Source organism: Kocuria sp. CCUG 69068, assembly GCF_020833785.1.
Lineage (GTDB): Bacteria > Actinomycetota > Actinomycetes > Actinomycetales > Micrococcaceae > Kocuria > Kocuria rosea.
Genome location: NZ_PDDL01000029.1, coordinates 23,473 through 37,175, shown reverse-complemented (window position 1 = coordinate 37,175; position 13,703 = coordinate 23,473). Strand labels below are relative to the sequence as shown.

Annotated in this window: 10 protein-coding genes; 3 read left to right on the top strand and 7 right to left on the bottom strand. The window is 73.6% G+C overall.

Annotated features, from left to right (window positions below; translation table 11 throughout):
- Positions 1 to 95: 95 nt before the first annotated feature.
- A complete protein-coding gene (locus CRM73_RS08010) occupies positions 96 to 602 on the bottom strand; it encodes a hypothetical protein (RefSeq protein WP_109222545.1) in 507 nt (168 codons plus the stop codon).
- A 60-nt stretch (positions 603 to 662) separates the two neighbouring features.
- On the opposite strand from CRM73_RS08010, the gene purN reads away from it, so the two are divergent.
- Positions 663 to 1,244, top strand: coding sequence for a phosphoribosylglycinamide formyltransferase (gene purN / locus CRM73_RS08005; RefSeq protein WP_017832163.1), 582 nt, complete (start codon positions 663 to 665; stop codon positions 1,242 to 1,244).
- Between the two features lie 79 nt (positions 1,245 to 1,323).
- Positions 1,324 to 2,934, top strand: coding sequence for a bifunctional phosphoribosylaminoimidazolecarboxamide formyltransferase/IMP cyclohydrolase (gene purH, locus CRM73_RS08000; protein WP_109243268.1), 1,611 nt, complete (start codon positions 1,324 to 1,326; stop codon positions 2,932 to 2,934).
- Positions 2,935 to 3,129: 195 nt separating this feature from the next.
- On the opposite strand, the gene CRM73_RS07995 is transcribed toward purH, so the two are convergent.
- From CRM73_RS07995 to CRM73_RS07985, 3 genes are all read right to left on the bottom strand, one after another.
- Entirely contained in the window at positions 3,130 to 5,352 is a 2,223-nt protein-coding gene (locus CRM73_RS07995) for an NADP-dependent isocitrate dehydrogenase (protein ID WP_017832165.1), read from the bottom strand.
- A 210-nt stretch (positions 5,353 to 5,562) separates the two neighbouring features.
- Complete coding sequence (locus CRM73_RS07990; RefSeq protein WP_255219585.1) at positions 5,563 to 6,087, bottom strand: Hsp20/alpha crystallin family protein; 525 nt, start codon at positions 6,085 to 6,087, stop codon at positions 5,563 to 5,565.
- 117 nt (positions 6,088 to 6,204) lie between these two features.
- Positions 6,205 to 7,299, bottom strand: coding sequence for a Gfo/Idh/MocA family protein (locus CRM73_RS07985; protein ID WP_176338013.1), 1,095 nt, complete (start codon positions 7,297 to 7,299; stop codon positions 6,205 to 6,207).
- Between the two features lie 84 nt (positions 7,300 to 7,383).
- Here CRM73_RS07985 and CRM73_RS07980 point away from each other — a divergent pair, with 84 nt between their 5' ends.
- Positions 7,384 to 7,965: a TetR/AcrR family transcriptional regulator gene (locus tag CRM73_RS07980; RefSeq protein ID WP_031282322.1), complete on the top strand. Its 582-nt coding sequence runs from the start codon at positions 7,384 to 7,386 to the stop codon at positions 7,963 to 7,965.
- An 18-nt stretch (positions 7,966 to 7,983) separates the two neighbouring features.
- Here CRM73_RS07980 and CRM73_RS07975 read toward each other — a convergent pair whose 3' ends face one another.
- The 3 genes from CRM73_RS07975 to CRM73_RS07965 form a co-directional block, all read right to left on the bottom strand.
- Positions 7,984 to 8,520, bottom strand: coding sequence for a gamma carbonic anhydrase family protein (locus CRM73_RS07975; RefSeq protein ID WP_017832169.1), 537 nt, complete (start codon positions 8,518 to 8,520; stop codon positions 7,984 to 7,986).
- Between the two features lie 35 nt (positions 8,521 to 8,555).
- Positions 8,556 to 11,879, bottom strand: coding sequence for a beta-phosphoglucomutase family hydrolase (locus CRM73_RS07970; RefSeq protein WP_229587322.1), 3,324 nt, complete (start codon positions 11,877 to 11,879; stop codon positions 8,556 to 8,558).
- 196 nt (positions 11,880 to 12,075) lie between these two features.
- Positions 12,076 to 13,686, bottom strand: a complete 1,611-nt coding sequence (locus CRM73_RS07965; RefSeq protein ID WP_229587321.1) for a HAMP domain-containing sensor histidine kinase — start codon at positions 13,684 to 13,686, stop codon at positions 12,076 to 12,078.
- Positions 13,687 to 13,703: the final 17 nt, after the last annotated feature.

Sequence of the window (13,703 nt, the reverse complement as noted above, 5' to 3'; positions counted from 1 at the left end):
GCCGACCAGCACGGGACCGAGGGGCACGGCGCGGACGGGCCCAGGACCGGCCGCAGCACCGCGGACGGGCACCGGGACGCGGGCCCGTGGGCGGCTCAGGGGCCGGCCGTGGCGGAGACCGGGTCCGCGGAGGCGTTCGACGTGGACGCGGCCGAGGCACCCGCGGCGTCCTCCGACGCCGGCGCCGCCGGGCCGCCGGAGAGATAGCTCCAGATCCCGTCCTCGAGCTCCTGCTGGCACTGCGCCGCCCCGGAGAGGGTGAGGGTGCCGGCGACGCACTCCTGGTAGGCCTCGGCCACCGGCCACAGGGCCAGACGGGCCCCGCCGGTGAGCAGGCTCAGCGCGCCCAGCACGATCGCGGCGACCGCGCTCAGCACCAGCAGCCGGCGCTTGCCGGTCCCGCGGGAGCGCACGAGCGCCGCGACGCCCAGCCCGATCCCGAGGACGGCCAGCGCGACCCCGGCCACGGTCGGCCACAGGGCGGAGCCGACGAGCACCAGGGCGACCGCCGCGCACACCAGCGCGCCCCCTGCCGTGCGGGTCGCGGCGGCGCGTCGTGCGTCCGCGGGGGCTGCCTCGGGGGTCGGGCGGGGAGGGGTCATGCCCTTCACTCTAGGGCACCCCGGGGGCCCCTCCCCGCCCGCCCGACTAGACTCGGGGGCATGCGCATCGTGGTCATGGTCTCCGGCTCCGGCACCAATCTGCAGGCGGTCCTCGACGCCGTCCGGGAGGGCCGGATCGACGTCGAGATCGCCGCCGTGGGCGCGGACAAGCCCTGCACCGGCCTGGAGCGGGCCCGGGAGGCCGGCGTCGAGACGTTCCTCGTCCGGCCCGGCGACCACCCCGACCGGACGCGGTGGAACCGTGCCCTGCAGGAGGCGGTGGCCGCCCGGGAGCCCGACCGGATCGTCTTCGCGGGGTTCATGCGGATCGTGGACGCCGAGTTCGTCGAGGCGTTCGCGGGACGCATCGTCAACACCCACCCCTCGCTGCTGCCGTCCTTCCCGGGGGCGCACGCGGTGCGGGACGCCCTCGCGCACGGGGTGAAGGTCACCGGCGTCACCGTCCACGAGGTCGTGGCCGACGTCGACGCCGGTCCGATCCTGGCGCAGGCGGCGGTGCCCGTGGAGGAGGGGGACACCGAGGCGCAGCTGCACGAGCGGATCAAGGCCGCCGAGCGCGAGCTGCTCGTGCGCACGCTCGGCGCGGCGGCCCGGCAGGGAGCCCTGCACGACGCCCGGTGAGCAGGCCCGGCGAGGGTCCGTAAAATGGTTCCCGGCGGATCCCGCCGGCAACCCCAGTCCTCGAACGCTTGGAGAACCTGTGAGCCCCACCCAGCTTGACCGCGTGCCCCTCAAGAGGGCGCTGGTGTCCGTCTACGACAAGACCGGGCTGGAGGGTCTCGCCACGGGGCTGCACCGGGCCGGCGTCGCGATCGTGTCCACCGGCTCGACCGCACGGCGCATCGCCGACCTGGGCGTGCCGGTGACGGAGGTCGCGGAGGTCACCGGGTTCCAGGAGTGCCTGGAGGGGCGGGTCAAGACCCTGCACCCGCGGGTGCACGCGGGCATCCTCGCGGACCGCCGGAAGCAGGACCACATGGACCAGCTCGCCGAGCTGGAGATCGAGCCGTTCGACCTCGTGGTCGTGAACCTCTACCCGTTCGTGGACACCGTGCGCTCCGGCGCGGGCCAGGACGAGGTCGTCGAGCAGATCGACATCGGCGGCCCCTCCATGGTCCGGGCCGCTGCGAAGAACCACGCGGCCGTGTCCGTGGTCGTGGACCCGTCCTCCTACGACGCGGTCGTGGAGGCGGCGGCCTCGGGCGGCTTCGACCTGCGGGCACGCCGCCGGCTGGCCGCCGCGGCGTTCGCGCACACCGCCGCCTACGACACCGCGGTGGCCACCTGGACGGCCCAGCAGTTCGAGCAGGACGAGGACGCCAACTTCTGGCCGCCCTACGCCGGCCTGGCCCTGCAGCGCTCGGCCTCCCTGCGCTACGGCGAGAACCCCCACCAGAAGGGGGCGCTCTACGTGGACGACGCCGCGTCCCCCGGCATCGCCCAGGCCGACCAGCTGCACGGCAAGGAGATGTCCTACAACAACTACGTGGACGCCGACGCCGCGCTGCGCGCCGCCTACGACTTCGACGAGCCGGCCGTGGCCGTGGTCAAGCACAACAACCCCTGCGGGCTGGCCGTGGCCACCCCCGGCGCCGAGGACCCGATCGCCGACGCCCACCGCAAGGCCCACGCGTGCGACCCGCTCTCCGCCTACGGCGGGGTCATCGCCGCGAACCGGACCGTGACCCGGGCGATGGCCGAGACCGTGCAGGACATCTTCACCGAGGTCGTCGTGGCCCCCGGCTTCGAGCCGGCGGCCCTGGAGATCCTGCAGGCCAAGAAGAACATCCGCCTGCTCGAGCTGCCCGAGGGCTTCGAGCGGGACGTCCTCGAGTACCGGCAGATCTCCGGCGGCGCGCTGCTGCAGGTCTCGGACCGGCTCGACGCGGCGGGCGACGACCCCGCCGGCTGGACGCTGGCCGCGGGGGAGCCGGCGGACGAGCGGACGCTCGCCGACCTCGCCTTCGCGTGGACGTCGCTGCGGGCGGTGAAGTCCAACGCGATCCTGCTCGCCGACCGCGGCGCGTCCGTGGGCATCGGCATGGGCCAGGTCAACCGGGTGGACTCCTGCAAGCTCTCCGTGGAGCGGGCCAACGCCCTGGGCGAGGACGGCGCCGAGCGCGCGCGCGGCGCCGTGGCGGCCTCGGACGCGTTCTTCCCGTTCGCGGACGGCCTCCAGGTGCTCCTCGACGCCGGCGTGCGCGCCGTGGTCCAGCCCGGCGGCTCGATCCGGGACGAGGAGGTCGTGGCCGCGGCCGAGGCCGCCGGCGTGACGATGTACTTCACCGGGGCCCGGCACTTCTTCCACTGAGCCGTCTCCCGGGCGGCATGCCCCGCGCACGGCAGCGGCCGCACTCCCCGCGGGGAGTGCGGCCGCTGCCGTGCGTGCTGCCCGTGCCGGAGCGCGCGGTCGGCCCGCGCGCTCCGCTCAGGCGCTCCGCTCAGGCGCTCCGCTCAGGCGCTCCGCTCAGGCGCTCCGCTCAGGCGCTCAGCTCACGCGCTCAGCTCACGCGCTGAGCGAGGAGAGGACCCGGTTGAAGGTCTCCGAGGGGCGCATCACCGAGAACGTCTTGGCGTCGTCCGGGCGGTAGTAGCCGCCGATGTCGGCGGGACGGCCCTGCACGGAGAGCAGCTCCTCGTTGATCGCGTCCTCGTTGGCCGCCAGCTGCTCCGCCACGGAGGCGAAGGCCTGCGCCAGCTCGGCGTCCTCGTCCTGGCGGGCCAGCTCCTGGGCCCAGTACAGGGCCAGGTAGAAGTGGCTGCCGCGGTTGTCGATCTCGCCGGCCTTCCGGCTCGGGGACTTGTTCTCCTCGAGGAACGTGCCCGTGGCCCGGTCGAGGGTCTCACCGAGGATCCGGGCGCGCTCGTTGTCGGCCGTGGTCGCCAGGTGGTCGAGGCTCGCGGCGAGGGCGAGGAACTCCCCGAGGCTGTCCCAGCGCAGGTGGTTCTCCTCCACCAGCTGCTGGACGTGCTTCGGCGCGGACCCGCCGGCGCCGGTCTCGAAGAGCCCGCCGCCGTTGATGAGCGGGACCACCGAGAGCATCTTCGCGGAGGTGCCCAGCTCGAGAATCGGGAACAGGTCCGTCAGGTAGTCGCGCAGCACGTTGCCGGTGACCGAGATGGTGTCCTCGCCGCGGCGGATCCGCTCGATCGAGAACGCGGTGGCCTCCTCGGGGGACATGATCTCGATCTGCAGGCCCTCGGTGTCGTGCTCGGTCAGGTACTGCTCGACCTTCGCGATGAGGTTGGTGTCGTGGGCGCGGGTGCGGTCCAGCCAGAACACGGCCGGCGTCGCGGAGGCCCGCGCGCGGGTCACGGCGAGCTTGACCCAGTCGCGGATCGCGACGTCCTTCGTCTGGCACGCCCGCCAGATGTCCCCGGGGGAGACCTCGTGCTCGATGAGCACGGCGCCGGAGGAGTCGACGACCTGGACGGTGCCCTGCACGGGGATCTCGAAGGTCTTGTCGTGGGAGCCGTACTCCTCCGCCTTCATCGCCATGAGGCCGACGTTGGGCACGGAGCCCATGGTGGTCGGGTCGAACGCGCCGTGGGCGCGGCAGTCGTCGATGACCACCTGGTAGACCCCGGCGTAGGAGCTGTCCGGCAGCACCGCGAGGGTGTCCGCCTCCTCGCCCTCGGGACCCCACATGTGCCCGGAGGTGCGGATCATGGCGGGCATCGACGCGTCGACGATGACGTCGGAGGGCACGTGCAGGTTCGTGATGCCCTTGTCGGAGTTCACCATGGCGAGCTTCGGGCCCTCGGCGAGGCCCTTGTCGATCGCGGCCCGCACGTCGTCGCGCACGTCGGCGGGCAGGGCGTCGAGGCCGTTGAGGATCGCCGCGAGCCCGTTGGCGGGGGAGAGACCCGCCTTCTCGAGGGCCGCGCCGTGGGCGGCGAAGAGCTCCGGGAAGAACGCCTCGATGACGTGGCCGAAGATGATCGGGTCGGAGACCTTCATCATGGTGGCCTTCAGGTGCACCGAGAGCAGGACGTCCTCCCGCTTGGCGCGCTCGACCTGCTCCGCGAGGAACGCGTCCAGGGCGGCGGCCCGCATCACGGTGCCGTCGACGACCTCGCCGGCCAGCACGGGGACGGACTCCTTGAGCACCGTGGTGCTACCGTCCTCGGCCACCAGGCGGATCGTCAGGGTGTCGTCGCCGTCCATGACCACGGACTTCTCGTTGTCCCGGAAGTCGTCGGCGCCCATCGTGGCGACGTTCGTCCTCGACTCCGCCGTCCACTCGCCCATGCGGTGCGGGTTCTTGCGGACGTAGTTCTTGACCGAGGCGGGGGCGCGGCGGTCCGAGTTGCCCTCGCGCAGCACCGGGTTGACGGCGGAGCCCTTGATCTTGTCGTAGCGGGCCCGGGTCTCCTTCTCCTCCTCGGTGCGGGGCTCGTCCGGGTAGTCGGGGAGGGCGACGCCCTGCTCCTGCAGCTCCTTGACCGCGGCCTTCAGCTGCGGGACGGAGGCGGAGATGTTGGGCAGCTTGATGATGTTGGCCTCGGGCTTCTTGGCCAGCTCGCCCAGCTCGGCGAGGGCGTCGTCCACCCGCTGCTCCTCGGGGAGGCGGTCGCCGAACGCGGCGATGATGCGCCCGGCCAGGGAGATGTCGCGGGTCTCCACCTCGACGCCGGCGGTCGAGGCGTAGGCCTCGATGATCGGCTTGAAGGAGTAGGTGGCGAGCAGGGGCGCCTCGTCGGTGCGGGTGTAGATGATCTTGGCCATGTGCGGGCTGTCTCCCAGGATGTCGTCGGATCGGTGGTGGTGCTTCCTGGTGCCAAGATACCCGAGGCGGCGCCCCGCCCGCTGGCCGGGCCCGCCGTCCGGCCGGAGGCCGCGGGCGGCCCGGGCACGGCGGCGGGCCCGTTCCCCGCGGGGAACGGGCCCGTGGCCGTGGGGCCCCGCCCGGGGGCGTGCCGGTGCCGGGGGCCGGGCTCAGCCCTCCGTGGACTGGGTGGACCCGGCGCCGTTGACGAGCTCGCCCTCGCCGATCACGCGGTCGCCGGACTCGTCCCGGCCCTCGCCCAGGGCCTGCTGCTCGCCCTGTCCGGAGACCACCTGGATCTTGCGCGGCTTGGCCTGCGCCGAGACGGGGATCGTGACCGTGAGCACGCCGTTGTCGTAGTTCGCGGCGATGTTCTGGATGTCGATGCCCTGGCCCAGGTTGAGCTGGCGGACGAACGAGGAGCTCTGCCGCTCCCGGGTGATCCACTGGACGTCCTGCACCTCGGGCAGCTCCCGCTCCGCGCGGATCGTCAGCAGCTGGCCGTCGACGTCGACGTCGACGCTCTCCGGGTCGATGCCGGGCAGGTCCGCCCGGAGGATGTACTGGTCGCCGTCCCGGTACAGGTCCATGGGCATCTCGCGCAGGCCCTGCCGGGCGAACAGCGAGGCGGCGAGCCGGTCGAAATCGTTGAACGGGGTGAACATCGTGGCCACGTCAATCATCTCCTCAACCATATGAGCAATGTCTTTGACATTTAGTTGAGTCCGATCAACTCAACTGTTGACCATGATAATCCCGCTCCCCGCGGTCTTCAACGGGTCCCGGCCCCCATCGCCCAGGGCGAACCGCCCTCAGCGGGCGTCGTGGGGATACCGCACGCCGATCTGCGCCCGCACCCGGTCGAAGAGCTCCACGAGCTCGAGGGAGTCGGCCCACGGCATCACGGGGGACTCGAGCAGGCCCTGCTGCACGCAGCGGGTGGCCTCGCGCATCTCGAACACGTATCCGGCGCCCGCCACGTCCACGCGCTCCACGAGGGGGGCGGCGCCCGTGCGGGCGCCCTCGGCGGTCTGCAGCACCAGGGTGGTCGGGCAGTTGATCCGTCCGTCCACCCGCAGCCAGCCGTCCGTGCCGCTGATCGTCACCTGGTGGGGGACCGTGGCGGACAGGGTGCCGCTCACGTGCGCCCGGCCGTGCCCGAAGTCCAGGGTCAGGGCGGTGTCCAGGTCCACGTCCGTGGCGCCGAGCTCCGCGCGGGCGCTCCAGCGCTCCGGGGCCCCCAGGACCGCGGCGGTCCACGTCAGGGGGTAGACCATCATGTCCAGCAGCACCCCGCCGCCGTCGGCCCGGCGGAACAGGCGGTGGGCCGGGTCCAGGGCCCGGTGCGTGCCGATGGACCCCTCGACCGAGCGGACCCGGCCGAGCCGGCCCTCCCGGACCCAGCGCATCGCGGTGCGGAAGCCGGGGGTCATGCGGGTCCAGACGGCCTCCATGAGGAAGACGCCGTGCTCGCGGGCCAGGCGGAGCAGGTCGCGGACCTCCGCCGCGGTCATGGCGAGGGCCTTCTCGCACACCACGTGCTTGCCGGCCCGCAGCAGCGCCGAGACGTCCCGGTGGTGGTAGCCGTGCGGGGTGGCCACGTAGACGATCTCCACGTCCGGGTCGGCCGCGAGCCGGTCCAGTCCCGTGCTCGTGGCGGTGCCGCCGTAGGCCCGCTCCACCCCGTGCCGGCGGGCGAAGTCCTCGGCGCGGTCCTGGTCCCGCGAGCTCACGGCCACGAGCCGGGCGTCGGGCAGCGCCGCGATGTCCGGGACCACCTTCTCCGCGATGTCGGCGGTGCTGACCACGCCCCATCCGAGCGTGCGGCCGGTCGCGGTGCCGGGGTCGTCCAGGTGGGCGGCGTCGAGGGAGGCGTCGACGAACGGGCTGAGGGTCTGGGCAGGCATGGGCGCATTCTGCCACGCCGCCCGCCGCCGGGGTCCCGCCCGCCGGCTCCGATCGAACGACCGTTCGTGGCGTAGGCTGAGGGCGTGCCCCGGGTGAGCCAGCAGTACAAGGACGAGCGCCGCCGCGAGATCGTGGCGGCCGCCAGCGAGTGCTTCCTCGAGCACGGCTACGAGGGGGCGTCGATGCACCGCATCATCGCCGCCACGGGGCTGTCCGCGGGGGCGCTCTACAACCACTTCCCGAGCAAGCAGGAGCTCGTGGCCGCGGCCGCCCGCGCGGCCCTGGACCGGGTCCTCGCGGCCGCGGAGGACGAGCCCGGCACCGACCCCGCGGCGTGGGTCGTGGGACTGCTGGAGCGGCTGGCCGCGGATCCCGCCACCACCCGCCTGCTGCTCATCACGTGGGGCGGGGCGGTGAGCGACCCCGGTCTGGCCGCGCTGGCCGGGGAGCACCTGGGGCGGGTGCGGGACCGGGTGGAGGAGCGCTACGGGCGGTGGGCGGTCGAGGAGCTGGGCCTCGACGACGACGCGGCCCGCGAGTGGGCCGGCATGTTCGCCCAGGCCATCCTCTCGGTGCTGCAGGGCTGGGTGGTGCAGTCCTGCCTGCTGCCCGGCTTCGACCACGGCGCGTACCTGGACTACGCGCGCACCCTCGCGGCGCAGTGACGGGCCGCCGGGCCCGGCTCAGGCGGTGAGCCGGCGGTGCTCGGCGGAGAGCCGGACGTAGGTGCGCGCGTTGGCACGGACCTTCTCCTGCTCCTCGTCCGTGAGCTCGCGCCGGACCCTGCCCGGCACCCCCGCCACGAGGGAGCGGGGCGGCACCACGGTGCCCTCGAGGACGACGGCGCCCGCGGCCACCAGCGAGCCCGTCCCGATCACGGCGCCGTTGAGGACGGTCGCGTTCATCCCGATCAGGACCTCGTCCTCCACGGTGCACCCGTGCACCACTGCGCCGTGGCCGACGCTCACGTCCGCGCCGATCGTGCAGGGGTGGCCGGGGTCGGAGTGGACCACCACGTTGTCCTGCAGGTTGGACCGCGCGCCCAGCCGGACGGGGGAGCGGTCGCCGCGCACTACGGCGCCGTAGAAGACCCCGGACTCCGGCCCCAGCTCGGCGTCGCCCACGACCGTGGCGGTCGGGGCCACGAAGGCGGAGGAGTCGATCCGGGGCTCGTGCCCCCCGTGCGGGAGGACCGTGCCGGGCGTCGTGGAGTGTGCCATGGGCCCAGCCTAGCGGCGGGCCCGCCGCCCGCGGCTCAGACGCCCTGCCGCGTGACGGCCGGCCGCGGGGGGCGCTGGTGCCCGTGCTGGATGGCCACGCGGATCTTCTGGCCGCCCTTGAGCACGTACTCCGCGCCGTGCACGTGGATCGTGACGTCGTCCGCGCGCCGGGAGGCCCCCTCGAGCTCCAGGACGTGGTGGTCGATGCAGACCCGGATCACCTGGCCGCGGTACAGCACCGTGAACGAGACGGCGTCCAGCTGGCTCGGCAGGGCCGGGTCGAACTCGAGCCAGCCGCCGCGCACGCGCAGCCCCGCGTAGGCGCGGGTCACGACGTCGACGGAGCCGGCCATGGCGCCCAGGTGGATGCCCTCGCCCGTGGTCCCGCCCTGGGTGTCGTCGAGGTCCACCAGGAGGGCGTCCTGGAACGAGGACCACGAACGGTCCGGGTTCAGCCACGCGAGCACCGAGGCGTTGACCACCCGGGACAGGGAGGAGCCGTGGGAGGACCGCGCGATGTAGAAGTCGACGGTGCGCTCGATGGCGGCGTGGTCCACCTCGTAGCCCATCCGGCCGAGCTCCTCGACCAGGCCGTCGGGACCGAAGAGGTAGACCAGCATGATCGTGTCGGCCTGCTTGGCCAGCTTGTAGTTGTTGGTCATGTCGCCCTCGTTCTCCAGCAGGAGGTCGAGGCGGCCGATGTTGCGGTACTTGGCCCGGTAGTACTCCCAGTCCAGCTCGTCGAGGTCGTCGTAGCCGTGGAACTGGCTGATGGTGCCGTCCGTGTTGAACGGCACGAACATCCGCTCGGCCATCCGCTGCCAGGTCCCGACCTCCTCGGCCGAGAGGTCGAAGCGGGCGGAGAGCTCCTCGCGCTGGTGCTCCACCATGTCGTGGAAGATGTGCGCGCTGTGCCGGAACAGCCAGGCCGCCAGCACGTTCGTGTAGGCGTTGTCCTTCAGCCCGCCGCCGTGCTGGCCGCGCGGGCCGTCGTGGTACTCGTCCGGGCCCATGACGCCGGCGATGTGGTAGCGGCCGTCCGCGGGGTCGTAGTCGGTGAGCGACGCGAACAGCCGGGTGATCCCGATGATCAGCTCCGAGCCCTGCCCCGCCAGCCAGTCGAGGTCACCGGTGGTCTCGTAGTAGATCCAGGCGTTGTAGGCGATCGCGAGGCCCACGTGGAACTGCCGCCACGAGTTGTCCGGCAGCCACCGGTTGGAGTGGTGGTTGAACAGCTCCGGCGGGGTCTCCTCCCGGCCGTCCGAGCCGGACTGCCACGGGAACGCCGCGCCCTCGAGCCCGAACTCGGTGGCCCGGTGCTTGGCCATGGGCAGCCGGCGCCACCGGTAGGAGAGCAGGGCGCGCGTCACCTGCGGCTGGTGCAGGTTGACGACCGGGAGGATGTAGAGCTCGTCCCAGAAGATGTGCCCCCGATAGCCCTCGCCGTGCAGGCCGCGGGCCGGGACCCCGGCGTCGCGCAGGGACATGTGCGGCGCCAGCGTCTGGGCCACGTGGAACAGGTGCACCCGCAGCGCCAGCTGGGTGATGGCCAGCTCCCCGGTGCGCTCCTCCGGGTCCGGGCACACGTCCACGTCGAAGCGGTCCCACAGCAGGGACCACTCGATCTCGTGCGAGGGCAGCAGGCCCCGGACGCCGCTGGGGTTGCGGTCGAGCTCCGCGAGGGCGCCCTCGCGGGGCGAGCCGATCGCGGCGTCGCGGCTCGTGACCACGGCCGTGGTCGAGTCGATGATCACCGGGCGGCCGTCGGCGATGTTGACCTGGTGGCGGCGGAACTCGGTGCCGCCGGGCCGGATCTCGCGGCGCTCCCGGACGTTCTGGCCGCCCTCGATGGTGGTGCGCTGGGCCGTGGTGATCTCGATCTTGGACTGGGTGGTGCGCACGTGCGAGAGCAGGGTCTCGTGGTCGTCGGGCAGCGAGGTCGACTCGAGGTCCACCAGGTGGTGGTCGTTGAGGTCCTGGTACTCCGCGACCCCGTTGTTGCGCACGCTGGGGTCGATGCCCGTGCGCAGGTGCAGCCGCCCCGAGAACCCCCGGGCCGTCACCGTGGTCTCCTGCGCCCCCAGGTGGCGGAAGCGCAGCGACACGAGGCGGCGCTGGACGATCTCCAGCCGGGCGTGGGCCCCGTCCTCGCCCCGGTCGCCGTTGAGGTCGGTGAGGATCAGGGACCGGATGAGCAGCCCGCGGCGCAGGTCGAGCTCGACCCGCTCCTCGGACGGGCGCAGCCCGCCCTCCGACCACCAGTCGCCGCCGGAGACCCGCAGGTCCAGGTGGGTCCAGTTGGGGGCGTTGACCATGGACTCGTGCTCGACGTCGCGGCCGCTCAGGTGGCTCACCACCCGGTTGAAGATGCCGGCCAGGTAGTTGCCGGGGTAGTGCACCCCGTTGTCGGGGAACTCGCAGGCCGACCCGCGCACGCCCATGTAGCCGTTCGCCAGCGTCAGCAGGGTCTCCCGCCGGGCCTCGGTGGCCGGGTCGAAGCCCTCGAAGACCAGCTTCCAGGGGTCGTCGCGGCGGGCGCCGAGGTCGAGCTCGCCGACGTCGTTGAGCACGACCGTGGCCCCGGCCCGGTACAGGTCCTTGCGCTCGCCGTGGCGGCGGATCCCCACCACCATGCCGAAGCCGCCGGCGGCGGCGGCCTGCACCCCGGACACGGCGTCCTCCACCACCGCGGAGCGGGCCGGGTTCACCCCGAGCATCTTCGCGCAGGTCAGGAACGTGTCCGGCGCCGGCTTGCCGGGCAGCCCGTGCTCGGCCGCGAAGTGGCCGTCCACGATGATGTCGAAGGAGTCCTGCAGCCCGGCCGCCGCCAGCACGGGGACGCTGTTGCGGCTCGCGGTGACGAGACCCACCGGCACCCCGGCGGCGCGCAGCCGCTCGATGAGCGCCACGGTCTTCTCGAACACCCGGACGCCCTGGACCTGCAGGGCGTCCTGGAAGTAGGTGTTCTTCAGCACGGCCTGGCCCTGCACCGTCCACGCCCCCGGCGTCTCGTCGCCCTCCGGCAGGCAGGCACCCCGGGCGGTGAGCAGGGAGCGGATCCCGTCCTCGCGCCGCCGCCCGTCCACGTAGTGACGGTAGTCGGCGTCGGCGTCGAAGGGTCGGCGGTCCACCGTGGTGCCGGCCTCGGCCGGCTCGAGCCGGTCGTCGGCCAGGATCGCGTCGAAGAGGGTCTTCCAGGCCGTCGCGTGCACGGCGGCGGTGTCCGTGACCACCCCGTCCATGTCGAAGATCACGGCCTCGTGGGGGATGCGCAGCTGGTCGACCGCCTGCGGCAGCGCGTCCGCGCCCTGGATGCGCGGCAGGGAGGCGGTGAACGGGGCGGTGGGCAGTGCGTTCACGAGAGTTCCTCCGGAAGGTGGGTGCGGCGTCCGCGACCCCTCGGAACCGCACGGAGAAACCCCCAGCACGCGGCACGCGACGGACCCCGGACGCGGCGTTGCGGTTTGGCACTGGAGCGGGGACGGCCGTCCGTGCCGACGGTTCCTGACCAGCTCATTAAACGGCCCGGGGGCCGCGGGGGCAAGCCGCGTCCGCTCAGCGGTCGGCCAGGGGGAGGCGGACGGTGAACCGGGTGCGGCCCGGGACGCTGCTGACGTCGATCCGCCCGTGGTGGGCGCGCACGATGGCGTCGACGATCGAGAGGCCCAGGCCGGCGCCGCGGGAGCTCGCGGCGCGGGCGTGGTCCTCCCGGGCGAAGCGGGAGAAGATGTGCTCGAGGAAGTCGGCGCCGATGCCGGGGCCGTCGTCGCCCACGGCGAGCACGGCCTCGCCGCCGGGCCCCGGTCCGGCGCCCGCCTCCGTCCCGAGCGAGGCCGTGACCGTCGTCCCCGCGGGCGTGTGCTGGTGGGCGTTGGCGAGCAGGTTGATGAGCACCTGGCGCAGCTGGGCCGGGTCCCCCCGCACGAGCACGGGCTCGTCGGGCAGCTCGAGGCGCCAGACGTGGCCGGGCGCCGCGACCCGGAGGTCGCTGACGGTCTCGACCACCAGCTCGAGGAGGTCGACGTCCTCGGTGACCACGGCCCGGCCCTCGTCCAGGCGCGCGAGCAGCAGCAGGTCCTCGACGAGCGCGGTCATCCGGGCCGCCTCGGACTCCACCCGGGACAGGGAGCTGCGGCCCTGCGCGCTCATCGGCTCCGTGAGCCGGATCAGCTCCGCGTAGCCGCGGATGCTGGCCAGGGGAGTGCGCAGCTCGTGGCTGGCGTCGGCCACGAACCGGCGCACGCGCGTCTCGCTGCGCTGACGGGTAGCAAGCGCGTGGGCGACGTTGTCCAGCATCCGCCCGAAGGCGTGGCCGAGCCGGCCCACCTCCGTGTCCGGGTGCGCGGCCGGCGCCACGGCCCCCACCGGCAGGACCACCTCCCCGTGGTCGAGGTCGAGCTCCGAGACGCGGGTCGCCACGTCGGAGAGCCGCTCCACGGGGCGCAGGGTGCGCCGGACGACGACGAGCCCGACCAGCCCCGTGGCGGCGATGGCGCCGGTCGAGATCGCCGCGGTGCTCACCCCGAAGCTGCGCAGGGTGTCCTCCTTGTCGGCCAGCGGCAGACCGGTCAGCACGAGGCCCCAGTCCCACGGGTCGTCGACCACCAGCACGCGGTAGCCGCCCACGGCCAGCTCCACGTCCACAGGGCCCCACTGCCGGCCCCCCTCCTCGTCCGACTCGGCGCCGAGCGCCGTCACGAGCTCCCCGATCCGCCGCCGGTCCTCGTCGGTCAGCTCCTGCCGCGTCCCGTCGGGGGCGAAGAGCCCGGCGCGGACCACCTCGCCGTCGACGACCCGGGCGTTGAGGGTGCCGGCGCCCTGCGCGGGGACGTCCATCATGGCCTCGAGCTCCTCCGAGGGCGCGGCGGCGGCACGGACCCCGTACTCGATCGTGCGGAACGAGGCGTCCCGGACCCGGCCGTCCAGCTGCTCGCCCAGGGACACGTTGAGGACCGCGAGACCCAGGGCGCCCACCGCGGCGCACGCGACGGTCAGCAGCGCCAGGACCGTCAGCAGCAGCTTGGTGCGCAGCTGCAGCGCCCGGCCCGCGCCCCGCGGCCGGGCCCGCGCCCCGGTCGCCTCCGGGTCCGTGGGACCGGTGCCCGTCGGGCCGGTGCCGGTCGGATCGGTGCTGGTCGGATCGGTGCTCGTGGGACCGGTGCTCATGGGGCGGCACGTCCTCG